Annotated in this window: 16 protein-coding genes; 11 read left to right on the top strand and 5 right to left on the bottom strand. The window is 61.5% G+C overall.

Annotated elements, in window-relative coordinates; translation table 11 throughout:
* Positions 1-122 precede the first annotated feature (122 nt).
* The 3 genes from KHC23_RS20740 to KHC23_RS20730 are packed head-to-tail and all read right to left on the bottom strand — an operon-like array spanning position 123 to position 5,027.
* Positions 123-1,250, bottom strand: coding sequence for an ABC transporter permease (locus KHC23_RS20740; protein ID WP_213375327.1), 1,128 nt, complete (start codon positions 1,248-1,250; stop codon positions 123-125).
* Between the two features lie 2 nt (positions 1,251-1,252).
* Complete coding sequence (gene rbbA, locus KHC23_RS20735) at positions 1,253-4,039, bottom strand: ribosome-associated ATPase/putative transporter RbbA (protein WP_213375325.1); 2,787 nt, start codon at positions 4,037-4,039, stop codon at positions 1,253-1,255.
* Positions 4,029-5,027 carry an HlyD family secretion protein gene (locus KHC23_RS20730; RefSeq protein ID WP_213375323.1) on the bottom strand — a complete coding sequence of 333 codons (999 nt, stop codon included), beginning with the start codon at positions 5,025-5,027 and terminating at the stop codon, positions 4,029-4,031. The genes rbbA and KHC23_RS20730 overlap by 11 nt, the downstream gene beginning before the upstream one ends.
* A 336-nt stretch (positions 5,028-5,363) precedes the next feature.
* On the opposite strand from KHC23_RS20730, the gene KHC23_RS20725 reads away from it, so the two are divergent.
* The 5 genes from KHC23_RS20725 (at position 5,364) to KHC23_RS20705 (ending at position 10,747) form a co-directional block, all read left to right on the top strand.
* Entirely contained in the window at positions 5,364-5,606 is a 243-nt protein-coding gene (locus tag KHC23_RS20725; protein WP_213375321.1) for a hypothetical protein, read from the top strand.
* 72 nt (positions 5,607-5,678) lie between these two features.
* Positions 5,679-8,087: a heavy metal translocating P-type ATPase gene (locus tag KHC23_RS20720; protein ID WP_213375319.1), complete on the top strand. Its 2,409-nt coding sequence runs from the start codon at positions 5,679-5,681 to the stop codon at positions 8,085-8,087.
* Positions 8,088-8,122: 35 nt separating this feature from the next.
* A complete protein-coding gene (locus tag KHC23_RS20715) occupies positions 8,123-9,346 on the top strand; it encodes an MFS transporter (protein WP_246544820.1) in 1,224 nt (407 codons plus the stop codon).
* A 195-nt stretch (positions 9,347-9,541) separates the two neighbouring features.
* Complete coding sequence (gene ppk2, locus KHC23_RS20710; protein WP_213375317.1) at positions 9,542-10,312, top strand: polyphosphate kinase 2; 771 nt, start codon at positions 9,542-9,544, stop codon at positions 10,310-10,312.
* Between the two features lie 210 nt (positions 10,313-10,522).
* Positions 10,523-10,747 carry a hypothetical protein gene (locus tag KHC23_RS20705; protein WP_213375315.1) on the top strand — a complete coding sequence of 75 codons (225 nt, stop codon included), beginning with the start codon at positions 10,523-10,525 and terminating at the stop codon, positions 10,745-10,747.
* 490 nt (positions 10,748-11,237) lie between these two features.
* Here KHC23_RS20705 and KHC23_RS20700 read toward each other — a convergent pair whose 3' ends face one another.
* Positions 11,238-12,311, bottom strand: a complete 1,074-nt coding sequence (locus tag KHC23_RS20700; protein WP_213375313.1) for an NAD(P)-dependent alcohol dehydrogenase — start codon at positions 12,309-12,311, stop codon at positions 11,238-11,240.
* Positions 12,312-12,706: 395 nt separating this feature from the next.
* Here KHC23_RS20700 and KHC23_RS20695 point away from each other — a divergent pair, with 395 nt between their 5' ends.
* Genes KHC23_RS20695 through KHC23_RS20685 form a run of 3 tightly spaced genes read left to right on the top strand, consistent with a single transcriptional unit; the run spans position 12,707 to position 15,283 of the window.
* Positions 12,707-13,984, top strand: coding sequence for an SAM-dependent methyltransferase (locus tag KHC23_RS20695; RefSeq protein WP_213375311.1), 1,278 nt, complete (start codon positions 12,707-12,709; stop codon positions 13,982-13,984).
* The gene (locus KHC23_RS20690; protein WP_213375309.1) at positions 13,981-14,742 is read left to right on the top strand and encodes a lysophospholipid acyltransferase family protein; all 762 of its coding nucleotides are present in this window, start codon (positions 13,981-13,983) and stop codon (positions 14,740-14,742) included. Before KHC23_RS20695 ends, KHC23_RS20690 begins: the two co-directional genes overlap by 4 nt.
* Positions 14,743-14,791: 49 nt before the next feature.
* The gene (locus KHC23_RS20685) at positions 14,792-15,283 is read left to right on the top strand and encodes a cation transporting ATPase C-terminal domain-containing protein (RefSeq protein WP_213375307.1); all 492 of its coding nucleotides are present in this window, start codon (positions 14,792-14,794) and stop codon (positions 15,281-15,283) included.
* A gap of 80 nt (positions 15,284-15,363) precedes the next feature.
* Here KHC23_RS20685 and KHC23_RS20680 read toward each other — a convergent pair whose 3' ends face one another.
* A complete protein-coding gene (locus KHC23_RS20680) occupies positions 15,364-16,590 on the bottom strand; it encodes an MFS transporter (RefSeq protein ID WP_213375381.1) in 1,227 nt (408 codons plus the stop codon).
* Between the two features lie 193 nt (positions 16,591-16,783).
* On the opposite strand from KHC23_RS20680, the gene KHC23_RS20675 reads away from it, so the two are divergent.
* From KHC23_RS20675 to KHC23_RS20665, 3 genes are all read left to right on the top strand, one after another.
* Positions 16,784-17,479 carry a VIT1/CCC1 transporter family protein gene (locus tag KHC23_RS20675; protein WP_213375305.1) on the top strand — a complete coding sequence of 232 codons (696 nt, stop codon included), beginning with the start codon at positions 16,784-16,786 and terminating at the stop codon, positions 17,477-17,479.
* Between the two features lie 113 nt (positions 17,480-17,592).
* Positions 17,593-19,644, top strand: coding sequence for a bifunctional DedA family/phosphatase PAP2 family protein (locus KHC23_RS20670; RefSeq protein ID WP_246544819.1), 2,052 nt, complete (start codon positions 17,593-17,595; stop codon positions 19,642-19,644).
* Between the two features lie 211 nt (positions 19,645-19,855).
* Positions 19,856-20,365: a cytochrome b gene (locus tag KHC23_RS20665; RefSeq protein ID WP_213375303.1), complete on the top strand. Its 510-nt coding sequence runs from the start codon at positions 19,856-19,858 to the stop codon at positions 20,363-20,365.
* The last annotated feature ends 73 nt before the right edge of the window (positions 20,366-20,438 follow it).

The raw sequence follows: 20,438 nt of genomic DNA, 5'->3' as shown, positions 1-20,438 counted from the left end.
TGGCGACGGGCGGGCGAGGAAGTATCAATGGACGACCGCGAGCGCCACGCTCCGCGGATTGCGCGAACAGTTGCCGGCTATTCGGTGGAAGAGGCAGGTCTCGACCACTCACGAACAGCACCTTACGACTGTCGTACGAGCATCGACCTGAATCGTGAGAGAGCGGCGGCAAGGAACACCGCCCCCAATGCGGTCATGACCATCAAATCCTTCCAGACGACATCGAGTCCCGCACCTCGATACAAGATCGACTGCGCAAATCTCACAAAGTGCGTCGAGGGCACCGCATACATGATGTCCTGCAGGATCGGAGGCATGCTCTCAAACGGCGTGAACGTGCCTGATAGCAGGAACATGACGACGAACACCGGGATCGCCAGCAGCGCGAACTGCGGCATCGAGTTCGCGATCGTCGCGAGCAAAATACCGAGCGACGTCACCGCGAAGAGATAGATGGCGGTTCCAGCCAGGAAAAGCTCGACAGAGCCGATGATCGGTATCTGCAGCACGAACTCTATGACAACGTGCAAAGAAAAGCCGGCTGCCAGGAGAATGATCAGACCGTTCGCCCAGATCTTCGCTGCGGCAATCTCACTCGGCCGGACCGGCATCACCAGCAAATGTTCAATGGTGCCGTGTTCTCGTTCGCGCATGACGGCTGCCCCGACGAGAATGATCCCGAGCATCGTTACGTTCATGATGATGTCCATGCTCGCATTGAAGCGGATCGCCTCAAGGTTCTGGTTGAACAAGGCGCGGATGACCGGCTCGATGGGAACGACTTCGCTCGTGCCGTGCTGATGCAGAAAGTTTGCCGCCTCGCGGGCGATGATTTCCTGGATATAGGCCGTTCCCACAGCGGCTTGGCTCACGGCCGTCGCGTCGACGTTGATTTGAATCGAGGGGCCACGATTTGCGAGGAGGTCCGCTTCGAGGCGGGGGGGTATCTCCAGGACAAACGTATATGACCCTTTGTCCAACAGCTCGTCGACTTCGGAACGGTCGATGTCGCGCGCTGGGCTGAAGTAAGGCGGCTGCAGCGCATCCTTGATGCGAGACGACAGTGTCGAACGGTCGGCGTCGACGACAGCGACGCTGGCATTGTTCACTTCGGTCTTGAGACCAGTGGCCATAGAATAAACGGCAACTGTAAAAACGTAGATGATCAGCCCGACCATCGCCACGTCACGCAGGACGCTCGCGATCTCTTTGAAACCCAGATAAAGTACGTTGAGGATCCATTGGCGCATCGCTACGAACCTTGCTTGCGGACGGCGAGGCGGGCCAGCAGGAGAAAGACGACCCCGAAGCCGAACAGCACGGCGATTTCGCGCACGAACGCATCGGCATCGAGCCCTTTCGCGAAGACGCCCAGGCTCACGGTCTGAAACCAGAATGCCGGAAAGCCGACCCCCATCGCGCGCGCCAAGCCTTCCAACGTCGAGGCCGGATAGAGGAACCCCGAATAGTGCGCCGTGGGGATTACGGTTAGAACGGCCGTCGCGAAGATCGCCGCGACTTGCGTCGAGACGAACGCGGATATCAGTAGTCCAAAGGCCGTTGCCGCGAACACGTACATGAGCGCTGCGAGAGAAAGGCCGATGAGAGACCCTTTGGCCACAACTCCAAAGAGCGCGCCGGCCAAGAGCACGAGACTGGCGAAGCTGACAAACCCAATCGCAATATAGGGCAATTGCTTGCCGATAAGATATTCGCCCACGGTCGCGGGCGAGGCATACACATTGGTGATGGACCCCATCTCCTTTTCACGCACGACACCAAGGGCTGTCAGCATCGCGGGGATGAGGATCAGGAGAAGCATGATCGCGCCGGGCGTGATCGCGAAAACGCTGCGGAAATCCTGATTGTAGCGAAACCGGGGTTCCACATTGATCGGGAGGACCTGTGGAGCGCGGCCGTGCAGCTGGCGGTAGCGATCCGCGGCATAGGTTAGAACAGCGCCCTGGATATAGGCCCGTGCCGTCTCTGCAGGGAACGTCGCGCCACCGTCGAGCCAGAAGCTCACTTGCGGCTGGCGATCCTGCAGAAGGTCGCGACCGAAGCCGGGCGGAATATCGACGGCAAACCGCAGCTCGCCGGATCGGAGACGCCGATCAATCTCAAATTCGTCGTCCAGCCGCGTTTGTTCGACAAAATAACGGGATTGCGAAAACTGCTCCAGGAATAGCCGGCTCTCGTAGGACTGATCGCGATCAAGAACCGCATAACGGAGATTCTCGATGTCGAACGAAATGCCGTAGCCGAACCCGACCATAAGTACGAGCGGGCCGAGGAGCGCAAAGGCGAGCCGAATGCGATCCCGGAGGACTTCCACAGCCTCTCGCCGGGCAAAGGCCCAGACTCGGCGCAAAGAAGCCAACGATGACCTATGCGATGATTGGGATACCGACGATGTTCCCTTTTGGACATTATCCGGGGCACCGATCGGCTTTGGGGCAGCCGCCAATGAAGGCGCTTCCTTCATCACTTTGGACGCAGGCGGCGCTGACGCCTCCTCCAGATAGACAACGAAAGCGCCCTCGAGAGTCGTGGTGCCACGAGCGACGCGAAGCTCCTCCGGGCTGCCGACGGACAAGACACGGCCCGCATGCATCAAGGATACGCGGTCGCACCGCTCGGCCTCGTTCATGAAGTGGGTCGATATGAAGATCGTTACGCCGTCGCGGCGCGACATCTCGACGAGAAGGCGCCAGAACCTGTCGCGCGCTGCCGGATCGACGCCGGATGTGGGTTCATCAAGGATCAATATTTCAGGCCGATGCAAACAGGCGGCGGCAAGCTGGAGCCGCTGACGCATCCCGAGCGGAAGCGACGCCGGCGAGGCGTCGGCAACGGCGTCGAGGTCGAAACGGGTAAGCGCCGCGGCGACGCGCAGCCTGAGTTCGCCCGGGGGAATGCGGAAGAGACGTCCGTGCAGCTCCAGATTCGCGCGGACGGAGATCTCTTCATAGAGCGAGAACGCTTGCGACATGTAGCCGATGCGCATTCTTGTTGCGATATCACGGGCGTCGATCGGTTTCCCCAGCAGCTCAGCTCGCCCTTCGCTCGCCGGCAGCAGTCCAGTGAGCATCTTCATCGTCGTCGTCTTGCCGCAGCCGTTCGACCCGAGAAACCCAAAAATCTCGCCGCGCCGGATGCGGAAACTGACATGATCGACGGCGGTGAAATCGCCGAAGCGCATGGTCAGGGCCTCTGCGACGATCGCCGGAGGCCCGCCGCTCTCCAGCAGCGGCGGGATTGCCAATGCCGCCTGATCGCCGCGCCGTTCGGGGCACTGTAGCGCGACATAGGCCTCCTCCAGCGTACGCGTCGCGGTCCGATCAAGTAGCCCCGCCATGTCGCCGGCGGCGATGACCTTGCCCTCGTCGATCGCTATGATGTGGTCGAAACGCGCGGCCTCCTCCATATAGGCGGTCGCCACCAGAAGTGTCATGCCGGGGCGCTCAGCACGGATCCGTTCGATCAACTCCCAGAACTGACGCCGTGACAGGGGATCGACGCCGGTCGTCGGCTCGTCGAGGATCAAGAGGTCCGGATCGTGGATCAGCGCGCAGCACAGGCCGAGCTTCTGCTTCATCCCGCCCGAGAGCTTGCCGGCGAGGCGGTCCGGGAATGGGTCGAGCCCCGTGGCGGTCAGCAGGCCCGCGATGCGTGAGCGACGTTCGTTCTCGCTCTGGCCATAGAGGCGCCCGAAGAAATCGATGTTCTCGACCACCGAGAGCGTCGGATAGAGGTTGCGGCCGAGGCCTTGCGGCATATAGGCGATGCGCGGCGCGACGATGTCACGGTGAGAGCTCGATGCCATGTTGCCGGAGAGGGCCGTCACGGTTCCGGACTGGATGCGCTTGACGCCGGCGATCAGGCCAAGGAGAGTCGACTTTCCGACGCCATCGGGGCCGATGAAGGCCGCCGTCGATCCGGAGGCGATCGATAGGCTGACGCCGTCAATCGCAACGGTGTCACCGTAGCGGTGATGGACCGAATCGACTCGAACGGCCGGCTCGGCATCAGCGGACATCCGGAAGCCTCGGCGTCAGATTCGTCGGCCACGCCGCTCCGGCCTGGACCTTGACGTAGGCGTTGCCGGTCATGCCGGCCTTGATGTAAGCGCGATAGGTCTCGATGAGCTTCGGATCGATGTGCAGCTTGACGCGGTACATCAGCTTCTCGCGCTCGTTCGCGGTCTCGACATATTTCGGCGTGAACTGCGCTTCCGAGGCAACGAAGGCGACTGTTGCGGGAACGACGTAGCCGGGCGTACCATCCAGCATGATACGGGCATCCGACCCGAGTTCGACGCTGCCGACCTGGCTCGTCGGCAGGAAGATCGTCATGTGGACGTCGGAAAGGTCGAGAAGGGTGAGTACCCGCCCGCCGACAGCTACGACCTCCCCGGCCTGTGCAAGACGATACTCGACGCGACCCGATACCGGCGCTTTCAGCGTCATGTCCGCAATTGCGGCTTCGATCTGGCTGACCTGGGCCTCAGCCGCCTCGACGGCCGCCTTGGCGTCCTCGATGGCGACTTTCGCGCTATCCAGCGAGGCCTTTGAAATATCCCTTTGCGCCGTGCGGCGATCAAGTTCCGCTTGCGTCGCCGTATTCGTGCGCATCAGTTCGACGATGCGCCGGAGCTCGACTTCGGCAAGCTTCAACTCTGCCGAGCGGAGAGCCACATTGGACTCGGCGATGGCCACACCCTGGTGGCTGCGGTGCACGGCAGCTCTGGCTGCCGCGAGTTGCGCAAGAATTTCGGTCGTGTCGATGCGGGCGAGGATGCCATCCTTCTGAACATCGGCGCCCTCGTTGACGCGCACTTCGGCGAGGCGGCCCGCGTACTTGGTAGCGATGTCGACGCGTTCGACTTCGATCCGGCCATTTGCCCGGGCCAGTCCCGCGGGGACGCGGGTCGCCTGTTGCCTCCACCAATAGGCATAGCCGGCAGCCCCGGCGGCCGCGAGGATGACGACGGCAATGATCGGAGCAATACGCACATTCTCATCCATGTTAGGCGAGTAGTCGGCGCCATCGTGGAAACGACTTCAGCCAACCCTGGGGAGAGCGATTTCTGGATGCGCGATTGACCCCCTTCGGCGTATCGCAGCGATGCAATTCGAAATGCCGCCAAATGAGACAAGCGGAACACTGAGTCTGAAAGGGGTCGTCAGCTCCGGGAGCGATGCGCGACCCAAGGATGCCGATCCTTAATCGAGATTAAAGATGGCTGACCGGGCCATCGCCTAAGTTTGAAAATCAGGAAATGAGAGTGCGGGTGCGGCATGGGGCGACAGCGCCCGCAATGGCGCTATCTATCGTCGTGCCCGCAAGCAGGAGTCACCGGAATGAGCACCACGTCTGCCGACCAGACCAAGACGACTTCCGAGCATTCGGTCCCAAATGCCTCTTCCTGCTGCGATGGCCATGCCGGCGCAGAGGCCGCGGAGAAAGCGAATGCTCATGGCTCCTGCGGCAATCACGAAAATGCTGCGGCGCCCGACACGGTCGCGCCCGCTGGCGAACTGGACAAGCCAGTCTCCAGTGCTGGTCATCACCCGAAGAAGACCGGCTGCTGCGGCGGCAGTTGACAGCGCGATCCGTGAAAAAGGCGGGTGGTTCGTGGTGGGCATCCGCTCCGATTTCGACAGGAGACGCCGGTTGTGACGACCACAACAATTGACGTGGAGCAATTCTTCGATGTGCTCGATCCGCTCGTGGTCGAGAAACGCCTGCGTCGATTGCCCGGTGTCACCTCCGCCGCCGTCAACTTCGCGTCCGGCACGGCTACGGTCGGCTTCGACGAGACACGTACCAGCCTGGAGACCATCCAGGCCGAGGTGATCGCCTGCGGCTTCCATTGCCGCGGCGAGGTGGTTCCGAGGCACCAATGCGTGCCAAACGAGACGACCGTGCCGCCGGCGCATCCGGCGGCGCCGCATCGTCATGGCGCCGGTCACGCGGGCCACGGGGCGCATCCTGCCTCTGGGACGCCGGGTAAAGCGATGCCGATCTCGCACGATGCCATGGCCCATGAGATGGGTCATGGCGCGGGAATGGACATGCAGGGCATGGTCCGGGACATGCGCAACCGGTTCTGGGTCGCGTTGATTTTCTCCGTGCCGATATTTCTGCTGCAGCCGATGGGCATGGATTTCCTGCGCATCGATCCGCCATTCGGCCTCGATCGCGAGATCCTCCTTTTCGTTCTCGCGAGCGCCGCGATCCTCTATCCGAGTTGGCCCTTCGTCGTCGCGGCGATCCGCGCGCTGCGCAACGGCGTGCTCAACATGGCGGTATTGGTGCTGCTCAGTGTCGGCACGGGCTACCTGTTCAGCGTCGGCTCGACCTTTTTCTTCAAAGGCCAGCAGTTCTACGAGGCTGTTGCCGTTCTGTTGGTGTTCATTCTGCTCGGACACTGGCTTGAGATGCGGGCACGAGCTGGCGCGTCGGAGGCAATCCGTCAGCTCATGGACCTCGCGCCGCCCAAGGCCACGGTGCTCAGGAGCGGTGCCGAGATCGAGATCCCGACCGCCGAGGTCCTACTGGGCGATACGGTCATTCTGCGTCCCGGCAACAAAATCCCTGTGGACGGCGAGGTTTTCGAAGGTCGCTCCGACGTCGATGAATCGATGTTGACGGGCGAGTCGATGCCGGTCTCGAAGAAGCCGGGCGACATGGTCATCGGAGCCACCATCAACAAGAGTGGCAGCTTGCGCTACAAGGCGACGAAGGTGGGTGCCGACACGGCCCTCGCCCAAATCGTCAAGCTCGTCCAGGAAGCGCAGAATTCCAAGGCGCCGGCGCAGCTTCTCGCCGATCGGGCCTCGCAATGGCTTGTGCTCGCGGCGATCCTGATCGGTCTCGTCACCTTCGCGGTCTGGTATTTCTGGATCGGTCAGACCCTCCTCTTCGCGCTGACGCTGACCATCACCGTCTTTGTCATCGCCTGTCCCGATGCGCTGGGGCTCGCCACGCCGATGGCGGTGATGGTGGGAACCGGGCTCGGCGCGATGAACGGCATCCTGTTCAAGAACGCGTCCGCGCTGGAGGATGCGACCAAGCTCGACGTCATCGTTTTCGACAAGACCGGCACGCTGACCATGGGTCAGCCGCGCGTGGTCGACGTGATCGCGGCAGGCCAGGCGTCGCCCGATGAGGTGCTGCGCATCGCGGCCGCGGTCGAGCACGGTTCGGATCATCCGCTCGCGCTGGCGATCATCGAGCGCGCTGAAGGGCTCACTGTGCCGGACGCGCAGTCCTTCCTCAATCTCGAGGGGAAAGGCGCCCGCGCCGAGATCGAGGGTCAGACGACGTTTCTCGGCAACCGTCGGCTCATGGACGAGGAAAAGATCGGCCTTGACGAACTCGCCGATGCGGCGGAGCAGTTGAAGGGCGCCGGCCGAACCGTGGTTCATGTCGCCGGTGGCGGCCGCCTTCTCGGCATCGTCGCGATCGCCGACGCACCGCGCCCGACCGCCCAGGCGACCGTAGCCAAGCTGCGCGAGCGTGGCGTCCAGGTCGCCATGCTGACCGGCGACAACGCCGGCACGGCGAAGCGAATCGCCGCAACTCTCGGCATTGATATGGTGCTGGCCGATGTACTGCCGGGCCAGAAGGCGGCGAAGATTCAGGAGCTGCAGGCACAAGGCCACAAGGTCGGGATGGTCGGCGACGGCGTCAACGACGCTCCGGCACTCACCCAGGCCGATGTGGGGTTCGCCATCGGTGCGGGGACGGACGTCGCCATCGAGAGCGCCGACGTCGTGCTGATGAAGAGCGATCCGTACGACATCGTCGGCGCCATCGAGCTCTCCCGCGCAACCCTGCGCAAGATGCACCAGAACCTGTGGTGGGCCGTGGCCTACAATGTCATCGCCTTCCCGCTCGCAGCGGGCGTGCTCTACCCAATGCTGCTGAGCCCCGAAATCGCCGCTCTCGCCATGTCGGGCAGCTCGGCTCTGGTGGCGATCAACGCCCTGATGCTCAAGCGCACACGGCTGGCCGGCATCACGCGCGGCAGCAGAGTCCAAAGTGGTTCAACGGAAGCCGCAGTCGAGGCGGCGGCGTGATCGCGGCAAGTTCTTTCCAACCATTGCGATGGTGGATGATGATCTCATTGCTTCTGGCAATGTTCACGATTACCGTGGGTTACGGGTTCCTTCTGCCGATACTTCCGCTTGCGATTCAACGGATAGCAGGAACGACGGATCCTACTGTCCTATCGCGGCATACCGGCATACTGACCGGAACCTACACCCTCGCGCTGTTTTTGTTCGCACCACTATGGGGCCGCCTTGCGGATCGGCATGGTAGCCGCCCCGTGCTGCTCGCGGGACTGATGGGGTTCTCCTTGACCCTGGCACTGTTTGCGCTCGCCGATGGCCTCCCTCTGCTCTATCTCGGCCGCTTCCTGAACGGGTTGTTCGCGGCTTCCATTGTGCCCGCAGCCTATGCCCTTGTCGGCGACTATGCTCGGACCAAGGAATGGCGCGCGCGCCGCTTTGCTCTGCTCAACATTGCCGGTGCCATCGGCTTCCTGGTCGGGCCGATGCTGGGAAGCTTCACCGTGGTTGTCGCCCGCGAACTCCTTCCAGGCTCGGGCGAGGCTGCAATTTCCCTTTCACCCTATTTAACGACATCGGGCTTTTCGCTTCTGGTGGCGCTGGCAGTATGGTTCTTTGTGCCTGACGCCATGGAGCGCGGCGTAAATCAGGAGGGAGTTGCAAGTGGGCCTGAGGGCCGTGCCGCCCTTCCACGCCTCCTTGTCATTTCGTTCGTAACCGCCGCGGCTGTGGGTGCCTTCGAAGTCGGCCTGTCGCTTCGCGGAATGCAAGTTCTCGACATGAGTACCTACCAGATCGGGCTCATGTTCAGTGTGTGCAGCCTCGTCATGTTGGTCGCTCAAACGATCGTCTTCTCGCCGCTCGTCAAGCCGGAGACCACACGCTGGTTCCTCACGCCCGCCCTTGTTGTCTTGGCAGTGAGCGTCGCCGCCGTGCCATTCGCCGCAGCGACCGTGCCTACGGCCATCGTCGTAGCCGCGATCGCGGCCAGCGCTGGTATCCTCTCCCCCATCGCGACGTACTGGATTTCGCTCAGTGCGGGGGAAAGGCAAGGAGCGGAATTGGGTCGGCAGACTGCGGCCGCAAGTCTCGGCCAAGCGGCAGGATCGGCCGCTGGCGGTCTGCTGTTTGGGGTTTCCTTCGTGCCAAACGCGCCCTTCACGCTAACGGCCCTCGTGGTGCTGGGAGGCGTCGTCGCAAGTCTTGGTATCCCGGGCCTCCTGGCACGGGTTAACTCTCCCGCCGCTCTTGAAACGGCGCACTGATGGATTTCGGCGCCTTTAGATCGCGATTCAGCGAGAGAATGGAAGTTACGAATTGGCAAGCCGAAGATATCCGACTGAGTAGGACCGGCCCCCGGTGAACGCCTGTCTAGGTTGGCAGGCGGCTGCGCTTTCGTACCGTTGAATTGCAATCGACGATACTTCGGAATGCAACAAACCTCATGACAGGAATTCCAGATGGGCAAGAAAGAAAAACACGAAGCCACCAGACAAGCACTTCACGAACTCCAGGTGGAGCTGGCGGGCCTTCAGAAGCACCTCATCAAATCCAGCAAGAAGGTTCTCGTGATCTTCGAAGGACGGGACGCCTCCGGCAAGGATGGAACGATCAAGCGAATCGTTGAGCATCTCAGCCCGCGCGAGACGCGGGTGGTCGCACTGGGCAAGCCGTCCGACCGCGACCAGAAGTCCTGGTATTTCCAACGTTGGGTGCCGCATCTCCCGGCGGGCGGGGAGATCGTGCTGTTCAACCGCAGTTGGTACAATCGCGCCGGGGTCGAGCGGGTAATGGGCTTCTGCAGCAACGAGGAATATGACGAGTTCCTCATGACGGCCCCGCTGTTCGAGCAGCTGCTCGCCCATTGTGGCGTCACTATCCTCAAATACTATTTGGATATCTCGCGAACCGAACAGAAGCGCCGGCTGAAGGATCGCCGCGACGATCCGCTCAAGCAGTGGAAGCTGAGCCCGATCGACGATACAGCGACAAAGCACTGGGACGATTATAGTGTAGCCCGGAACGAGATGCTGGCCCGTACGCACACGCCATTTGCGCCTTGGACCGTCGTGCGCGCGGATAACAAGTCAGAGGCACGGCTAAATGTCATCCGAGATTTCCTGACGCGCTTCGACTTCGACGGTAAGGACCGCGCTCGCGACCTCCCCGACCCCAATCTCGTATTCTTGTACGACAAGGCGGCGGTTACGAACGGCCTTATCTCGGAGTAATTATTCCAGCATAGAACTTGCCATCTTACGATGAAATCGTCGCACGTTAGGTCGGCATGGCTGCTGAGACATGTCAATTGGTGGTGTTGACGCGAGAAGTATCTGGCTTTTCGTGTTACCGCGACGAGCCTGGACGGAGGGCTCGCCCCTTCGCAGATTCTTGTATCTCAGGTTGTGAATTCAGGCAGCAAAAGTCCTAAGGACATTCTAATGATGGACCAACCCTATATGATGATTGGCTATTGGTCGGCTTGGCACTGGATCGCTTTCGTCTTGTTTGTCACGCTGCTGCTTTACCCCGTCGGACGCATTCTCGCTCGAATTGGATTCTCGCCACTTTGGTCGATCGTTGCGCTCGTGCCTCTGGCCAACTTGGTGGGTCTCTGGATTGTTGCGTTGCAGGAATGGCCGCGGGATAGGTCGGGATCGCGCTGACGCGCGACCCCTGTCGCTCTAAAGGCCTTGGGGGCCCGAATGCCGCTTGGCGGGAAGTCGAGTTCGGCACTCCGGCGTTTGCCAGGCAGTCCGGTCCTTCGAGTGACGATGTATTGGTTGAGGTAAGTGTGCCGCTGCGACGGAATTGACTGAGATCAAACGCCAGTCACATCGGTGTCGTAGCATGCAAGCCCTGCCGAGAGATTGGAGAGGACGGATGAAACAGTCGGTTCGGCCCTTCGTGGTTGAGATCAAGCGGAACCGGAAATTCTCCGCGAAAATTGAAGCTGGGCTCCACAACTCTTCGAACGGTAAGGGTGACCACCGATATCAGGGCGAAGATGGTGTCGTGTCACCCCGGGGATCGAAGGGTGAAGAACTGCTTTCCTCCCGAGACATCTTGAGGCTTCCGAATGTTTTAGAAAAGCGCCTGGTTAAGGACCTGTAGTTCGTCGCAGCAGTGTATCGGCAGCGAGTGGCGCTCCAGGCGCTACGGAGTAATGGCAACCTTCAACACCCCCTCACGCTGATGGGAGAAGAGGTCATAGGCATTCTCGATGTCGTCGAGCTTGTAGCGGTGGGTGATCAGCGGCGTCAGATCGACCCTGCCGGAAGCGATCACGTCCATGAGCCGCCGCATCCGCTCCTTGCCACCCGGACACAGCGCCGTGACGATCTTGTGATCTCCTAGCCCAGCAACGAAGGCCCCAAGCGGGATCCGAAGGTCGGTCGAGTAGACGCCAAGGCTCGACAGCGTGCCGCCCGGCCGCAGCACGCGCAGCGCAGCCTCGAAGGTTGCCTGCGTCCCGAGGGCCTCGATCGCGACATCAACCCCGCGCCCGTCCGTGATCCTCATGATCTCCTCGACAGGGTCAGCTTTCTTGAAATCGATGATGAAGTCCGCGCCGAGCATGCGCGACACGGCCATTCGTTCGCCGATCGCATCGACGGCGATGATCATCGTGGCGCCTCTCAATTTGGCGCCGGCGGTGGCACAAAGGCCGATCGGCCCTTGAGCGAAAACCACGACGCTATCGCCAATGCGAATGTCTCCGTTCTCCGCGCCGACGAAGCCTGTAGACATGATGTCCGGGCACATCAGAACCTGTTCGTCGGTCAAGCCTTCGGGTACGGGACTCAAATTGACCATGGCATCAGGAACGCACACGAACTCGGCCTGACAGCCATCGATCGTGTTGCCGAATTTCCAACCGCCCGCCGGCTTCCACCCGTGCTTGGTGTCTGCCCCGTCCTGCGAGTGATAGCCGCAAAGACAAGCATTGCTATGACCGCTCGGTGTGATTGCGCCGGCGATGACGCGCTGCCCCTCGTGGAAACCGGAAACGGCGGAGCCGAGCTTCTCGATCACCCCGACCGGCTCGTGACCGATGGTCAGGCCTTTGGCCACCGGATACTCACCTTTGAGAATATGCACGTCGGTTCCACAAATCGTCGTGGTCGTAATCCGGATGAGCGCGTCAAGCGGACCAATGTCTGGAATCGGCTTTTCATCAAGGACGATGCGGCCAGGTTCGACAAAAACGGCTGCTCGCATCAATGCCATTGAAGATCTCCTTGTGTCGATCACGTATCGATAGTCTCTCGGCTCGACCGAAGCGAAACATTGCTCGAGGTTAAAGAGCAGTCGAGTGTTGTGGATGTTGCCTTCCGCTTTTGCTGGAAGCCACGGTGCACCCGAGCCGTCGTCGCGGCCGCTCTCATCGGCGATCGATTGAAGCCATCATCGAATACCGATGTTTAACCCCAATCAAAGAATGCGCCCGCTCCGCGGGGTTCATTGGCATTCAACAGCCGTCGTCTGCGTGGGGCCCAAGGATGAGCATCCAATCCGATCCTTCGTCTGCTTCCACCGTTTCTGAGAGGCCCCAACCGATTGATATCGAAGTGAGTCGATCAAGCCCAATTCGGTCGCTCAAAAACATGAGCACGAATGCGACAATGCTCCTGTTTCGGAGGCTGCTTGGGCAGATCATCCACGACGGCAGATTGACTGTGATCGCGCCGAACGGAGGCGTCCATCACATCGGTAACGGAACACCGTCAATTACGATTCGTATCGTGGATCCAGCTGTGATTCCGCGACTGCTCCTCAATCCAGATCTTGCCCTCGGCGAGGCCTACATGGATGGCGCATTATTGGTGGACGACGGGGATATCTACGGCTTTCTTGATCTCTGCTTTTCAAACATCGGCTGGAGCACTGGCCAAGGGGTAAGGCGCGCGCGTGCAGCCCTGAGTCGCCTCGTCCGACGCTTTGTTCAACACAATCCCATCCCAGTCGCACGTGCGAACGTCGCGCACCACTACGACCTGTCGGACGCGCTCTACGAGCAATTTCTAGACGCAGACCGTCAGTATTCCTGTGCGTACTACAACTCAAGTGACGACACACTGGAGCGAGCACAAGAACAAAAGAAGCGGCACCTGGCGGCTAAGTTGCTACTGAGCTCAGGGCAGCGGGTCCTCGACATCGGATCTGGATGGGGTGGGCTCGGTCTCTATCTTGCCCAGGTTGCCGCCGTTGACGTTACAGGCCTGACACTGTCGACCGAGCAACACGCATACTCCGAACGACGCGCTGCCGAGACGGGCTTGGGGGACCGGGTGAGATTCTTGCTAAAGGACTATCGCCAAGAAGAAGGCCGGTATGACCGCATCGTCTCGGTCGGCATGTTTGAGCATGTCGGGGTGGGACATTACCGCGAATACTTCAAGAAGGTTAGGAATCTCCTCACGGACGACGGGGTGGCAATGATCCATACGATTGGTCGCGCCGACGGCCCCGGCGCGACCAACGCCTGGATCAACAAGTACATCTTTCCGGGTGGGTACGTCCCGGCGCTGTCGGAGATTCTGCCCGCCATCGAGCGGGCCGGATTGTACGTGACCGATATCGAGATATTGCGGCTACATTATGCAGAAACGCTGAAGGCGTGGCGGCAACGGTTCATCGCTAACCGTGGGCGCGTCGCGGAAATCTACGACCAGCGGTTCTGCCGGATGTGGGAATTCTACCTGGCCAGTTGCGAAGCAGCCTTTCGCCACGGCGGCCTGATCAATTTCCAGATTCAGGTGAGCAAGCGTGTCAATGCCGCACCGCTGACCCGCGATTACATCCAGAGCTGGGAGCAGCTGCACAAGATTGATGCGGCGGATGTCGATGCGCCCCCTCAATCAGTTTCCCGTCCAGCGAATAACGGAGGCCTTGCACGGTGACCCTCGTTCGCTCCCTCCTATTCGACCTAGCGTTCTATTCTTGGACAACTCTTCTTTCTGTCCTTGCCTTGCCAGCGCTTTTCATCTCGCAACGCGCGGCTGCGCGTGTATCCGAACTGTGGGCGACCGTTTCCCTGTTGCTGCTGCGGTCAATCGTCGGACTGACCTACGAGGTGCGCGGCAGACACAACCTGCCCGAAGGCCCGGTTATCGTTGCGCTCAAGCACCATTCCGCCTGGGAGACCATTGCGCTGTGGGTCTTGCTTAAGAATCCGGCTATCGTGCTGAAGCAGAGCTTGGCCAGGATACCGGTATTTGGCTGGTATATGAAACGGGGCGAGGCGATCATCATCGATCGCGAGGCAGGCGCGAAAGCGTTAAGACCGATGGTCGCGGCGGCTCGCTCTGCGATAACAGACGGTCGCTCGATCGCCATCTTCCCGGAGGGGACGCGCACGCCGGTGGCAGCTCACCAAGCCTATCATCCCGGGGTCGCCGCGCTTTACATGCAGCTTGGTCTTCCGGTCGTGCCGGTGGCACTCAGTTCCGGTCTATTTTGGGGCCGTCGCTCCTTCCTAAAACGATCCGGCACAATCCTCGTTGAGTTTCTCCCCCCAATCCAGCTTGGACTTGATCGGCGGCATTTCATGACGGAACTTGAGCGTCGCATTGAGGCCGCGACAGCTATGCTCATCGTCGAAGGCAAGCAAGCGGAGAATATCTCCGGGGCTGTTCCCGCCACCTACGAAGAATATTGACGGAAGCTCATTCACGGTTGAACCGGACAGCATGTAATTGCATTTACCGTTGCTGACCGGCCTGTCCATCATCTTCTCGCCGATCCACATCGCCTTTCTCGAGATGATCATCGATCCCGTTTGCTCGTTGGTCTTCGAGGCGGAGAAGGAGGAGAAGGACATCATGAGCCGACGGCCGCGCGCGGCGACGAGCCGTCTGTTCTCGTCGGGGCTCGTGCTCTGGAGTCTGCTGCAGGGCGTTCTCGCCTTCGTAGCCGTTGCCGTACTCTATCTGCTGGCGCTACAGCGCGGCATGCCGGCCGGGGATGTGCGTGCGCTCACCTTCGTGTCGCTCGTGCTGGCCAATCTGGGACTGGTGCTGGTCAACCGCTCCTTCGACAGCTCGATGCGCGGGGCGCTGCGGTGGGACAATCACGCGCTGTGGCGGGTAAGCGCCGTGGCCGGCGTCCTACTGGGCACTGCCCTGGCGTGGGCGCGCGATCTTTTCGCTTCGGGCCTCTGCACGCCGATGATCTCGCCGTCGCGTTCGGCATCGCCGTAGGTCTGGTTGTCGTTCTGGAGATCCTGAAGCGATTCTGGCGCGGATGGTTGACGGCCTGAGTCTCGGGGCGAGAGGGCAGATCAATCCTTGCTTGGGTCCGGGGAGGCGCCGCCGGCCCAGTATTGCGACAGGCCGAAAGCGATCAACGCAACCACGGTGAACCCCGCGCCGGCCAGAAAGGTCGCTGCCGGACCGTAAGCGTCCCACAAGCCGCCGGCGATGACGCTCGCGATCAGCATGGCGATGCCCCCCGCGAAGTTGAACACGCCGAACGCCGTCCCGCGCAGATCCTCGGGCGCGGTATCGGCCACGAGGCTGGCAAAGAGGCCTTGGGTGAGCGCCATGTGCAGCCCCCAGAACACGACGCCGAGCATGACCAGAGGAACCGTTGTGCCGAGCGCGAGGATGAGGTCGGCGACGATCAGGCAGACGATGCCGACCGCGAGCAATCCACCTCGGCCGATCCGGTCGGAGAGCACGCCGGCCGGATAAGCGCCAAGCGCATAGACGACGTTCATCACCACCATGACGACGGGCACCAGCGCGATCGGCAGACCGACATTCTGGGAACGCAGGATGAGAAACGCGTCCGAGAACCGCGCGAGCGTCAGGATCGTGGCGACGCCGACCACGATCCAGAACGGGCGGGACAGGCGTTTCGCATCCGCGAGGCGCAGTCGCGGCTTGGCATCGGTTTCACGCCGGACCGGTTCGCGGACGGCGAATATCATCACGGCGAGCGAGATGAACGCCGGGATGATCGCGATCCAGAACACGAAGCGGAAATTGTCGGAGCTGAGTGACATCAGGACGATCGCGGCGAGCGGCCCGACAAAGGCGCCGACCGTATCGAGCGCCTGCCGCAGGCCGAAGCTCGCGCCCCGCACCTCCGCCGGCGCAAGATCGGCGATGAGCGCGTCCCTCGGAGCATCGCGGACGCCCTTGCCGATACGATCAATGAAACGTGCGGCGACCACCCAGCCGACCGAGTTGGCCAGCGGAAAGATCGGCTTGGTGACGGCGGCGAGACCGTATCCGAGGGCGGTCAGCAACTTGCGCTTGCCGAGCCAGTCGGACAGCGCGCCCGAGAAGATTTTGGTGATATTGGCGGTCGCTTCCGCGATGCCTTCGATGAAGCCGACCGTCAGCGTCGACGCGCCGAGCACGGTTACCAGATAGACCGGCAGCAGCGCGTTGACCATCTCCGACGAGATGTCCATGAACATGCTGACGAAGCCGAGCGCCCAGATGCCTGGCGGCAGCCTGGCACGCGATTTCGGCCCGGCAGGCGCTGTGTCTGTTGCCATTTCCCAAGGACTCCGAACGGGGGCGTCTCGCAGCGCGAGCTTTGTCGATACCATGCTTCGAGGCGTATTTCCCCGATGGGATATCGAGCTTCTGTAAGTTCCAAGACATCTCCCTCTGGTAGATCAAGCCGGGATTTCAGCAATGCTTGTGTGAGGGAAGCGCTGCGGATGGAATCAATGGAGCAAGGCTGACATGAGTCGCATGCATAACGAGAGGCACCTTGTCGGGCGAATTGGCTGGCTGCGCGCCGCTGTGCTGGGCGCAAACGACGGGATCATCTCGACGGCGAGCCTGATCCTGGGCGTGGCTTCGGCAGCGGCCTCCTCAAGCAATGTCCTGCTGACGGGCGTCGCCGGTCTAGTCGCCGGCGCCATGTCCATGGCTGCGGGGGAATATGTCTCTGTCAGTTCGCAGTCCGACACTGAGCATGCCGATCTCGCACGTGAAAAGCGCGAACTCGCGAGTGATCCGGAGTTCGAGAAGAAGGAACTGGCTCAGATCTATGTCTCCCGAGGCGTCGAGACCGGGCTTGCCCGCCAGGTCGCGGAGCAGCTCATGGCCAAGGACGCATTGGGCGCCCATGCCAGGGACGAACTCGGCATCTCGGAGATCACCACGGCGCGTCCCGTGCAAGCAGCGCTGGCGTCCGCGGCGACCTTTTCCCTCGGAGCGGCCGCGCCGTTGGCGCTCGTGCTCGTCTCGCCATCGAGCTGGCTGCTGCCAGCTGTTTCAGTTGGTTCGCTCGTGTTCCTGGCCCTGCTCGGCATGATCGGCGCCAGAGCCGGCGGAGCCGACATCCTGAAGCCGACGATCCGCGTGACGTTCTGGGGGGCTCTCGCAATGGCCGTGACGGCCGGGATCGGGGCCATCTTCGGCACGGTCGCCTGAGATGCCGTGGCGGAGCGCCAAAAGAATTATTGTAGGCGTCATCGTGCACGCAGCCTATCGAGAAGACACGCGCATCGATCGCGTCATCACCGGCATTCGATAGGCACTGTCGGATGATGACGTCCTTGGTCCTAACGATAGTCGATTTCCTGACGGCACATCGGCATGTCGCCTATCTGGCGGTGTTTCTCCTGGCCCTTTCGGAGTCGATCCCGATCATCGGTGCCGTCATACCGGGTACGGTCGGGATCCTGGCACTCAGCACCTTAGTACCGAGCGGCGCGTTGGTGCTCTGGCCGTTGCTGGCTGCCGCCACGTTTGGCGCCGTCGCCGGTGATGGAGTTTCGTTTTGGCTAGGGCATCGATACCACCGCGAGATTCTTGGCCTCTGGCCATTGAACCGGCATCCGGGACTGATCGAGCGTAGCGAATCGTTTTTCACCCGCCACGGCGACAAGAGTGTTTTTCTCGCACGCTTCACACCGGGCGTCCGCGCCTTCGTTCCTCTCCTCGCCGGTGTGCTGGGAATGCCGGTCCGCCGATTCTACGCCGTCAATGTCGCATCGGCGCTCGCCTGGGCTCCGTCGCATATTCTGCCCGGCGTATTCGTCGGGGCCGCCTTCGGCATTCTCGGCGCGGCCGCCAAGCCGCTCGCCGTCCTTCTGGTCGTTCTGGCCGCAGTGGGTTGGGTCATTCTGCACATCGTGCGCTGGACGTTGCGTCGCGGCATACCCCTTCTCATCATTGGTGTGGAACGGCTGCGGGGCTGGGTCGGCACCCGCGACACCTGGCTCAGCCGCAATCTCTCCAGTTTGCTCGACCCAGAGCGGCACGAGGCGCGGACTCTCGCATTATTGACTGTTCTGCTCGTCGGCGCGGCGTGGCTTTTCTTCGGTATCCTTGAAGACGTCGTCAGCAGAGATCCGTTGGTGCTGGCCGACAGCGCTATCTACCGCGCTCTCCAGGATCTCCGCACGGCGCCCGGCGATGCGGTAATGATCGCCATCACTGAACTTGGGGATACGGTCGTCGTCGTGGCGGTCACTGTCATCGTCTTCCTGTGGCTTGCCTGGAAACGGGCATGGCGCACGGCAGCCTATTGGTTGGTTGCGATCGCCGGCGCCTCGGCGCTCAATACCGCGATCAAAATGGCACTGCATCGAGCGCGGCCCGGTGATCTGCACTACTCGGGCTGGAGCGCGTTTTCCTTCCCCAGTGGTCATAGCACAATCAACTTGGTTCTATACGGTTTCCTCACCTTCCTCATCGCGCGTGAGTTTCGCTCGGCACTGCGCGTATCGGTCGCTCTCGGCGCGGCAACCCTGATATTTTTGATCGGATTTTCACGCCTTTACCTCGGTGCGCACTGGCTTTCCGACGTGCTCGGAGGCCTGGCATTCGGGTCTGCATGGCTGGCGCTGCTCGGGCTGTCCTATCTGCGGCGGAAAGTAGAACGCGTTGAGCCGGGCGGCCTGCTCGCCGTCGGATGTGCGGCGGTTGTCCTCGCCGGTGGCTTCAACATCTACCGCAACCACGCAACGGACAGCGATCGCTATGCCGTCAAAAGCGTGCTGCCGACGATGGCCGCCGCCGAATGGTGGGCATCGGGTTGGCAGCAATTGCCAGGTAGGCGGATCGATCTTACCGGCGAGGTGGAGGAGCCGCTGACCTTCCAGTGGACCGGTAGCCTGCGGGACCTGCAAGACGCCTTGCTGCGGGATGGGTGGCACACATCAGCTGCCTGGGAGCTCTTGAGCGCCCTAAGCTGGCTTACCCCATCGGCGGACCCCGCCAATCTTCCGGTTGTTCCTCTCTTCGCCAGCGGGCGTCTTCCCAGCCTCACTCTCATTCGACCCAATAGCGTTGGTACACCCACCGCGTCGCGTCTCGTGCTCCGACTGTGGGCCGTCGACCTCGAGCTCACAAATGGACAGACCGCTCCGCTCTGGATCGGATCGGTCGTCGAGGAACGCCTCTATCGTCCCTTTTCGCTCGTCTCGGTGGCCTCGACGCAGACTGACGTCAATGCGCCGCGACAAGTCCTGGCAGGGTCTCTCGGTGGGGGACGTCTCGTTTTGCGGGCTGTCGAAATGACCGATGCTGATTGGGATGGGCAAGTCCTGTTGGCTCGCCAAGGCGAGGCACCGAAGACAATCTCCGATTGATCGTAGCGCATCCGCTCAACCGTCGTTTATTTCGGGGCAGAATGCAATCAGTTGGCGTTGGCGCCGTCGCGTGAACGTTGGCCATTCCGCTCGCGGCGTCACGTAAGGCTACGTTCATTTGGACGCTGCGCTTGAGCTTCAGGTGGGTGTCAGCTTGGTAGGGTCTAGTTGCACCGGCAACAATCCTATGGAAAGACAGCCGAGGCGGCACATGGTTCAGCGTTACTCGAAATTCATGATCGTACTGCATTGGCTGACGGCGATTTGCGTGGTGATCGCCTGGTTCCTCGGCGAAGGCGGACCACAAATTCTGAAGAACCCTCCAACAGTACACTTCGCGTTCGGTCTCGCCGTGCTGGTGCTCGTGGTGCCGCGGCTCATCGCGCGGCTGGCCGGCGGTGCTCCTCGGCTCGACCCGCGGAGCGCCCCGCTGCTGCAACTTGCCGCCAAGACCGGCCATGCTGTGCTCTATGCGTTTTTGATCGCCATGCCGCTTTCTGGATGGTACGCCGCCTCGGCGCTAGGCATCCCAGTTACCGTGTTCGGAGTGACCCTGCCGGCCCTGACGGCTCCGATCCAGCAACCTCCGGGCATCGTCGCGGACCTCCACAGCAACGGCGGAACCGTGTTTCTCGTTATCGCCGGTCTCCACGGTCTCATGGCGCTGTATCATCACTTCGTCCTGAAGGACGATACCCTTCGCCGCATGACGCCGGCTTGAATCCTGCTCCATCATCGTCCGCTAGAGGTCGGCGGAAAGCCGGCTGTCGCTCCAGTGCGTGGCCGCAAGCTTT

The organism is Ancylobacter dichloromethanicus, assembly GCF_018390645.1.
Taxonomy (GTDB): Bacteria; Pseudomonadota; Alphaproteobacteria; order Rhizobiales; family Xanthobacteraceae; genus Ancylobacter; species Ancylobacter dichloromethanicus.
The sequence above is the reverse complement of the archived record's forward strand: the minus strand, read 5'-3'. Positions and strand labels throughout refer to the sequence as shown.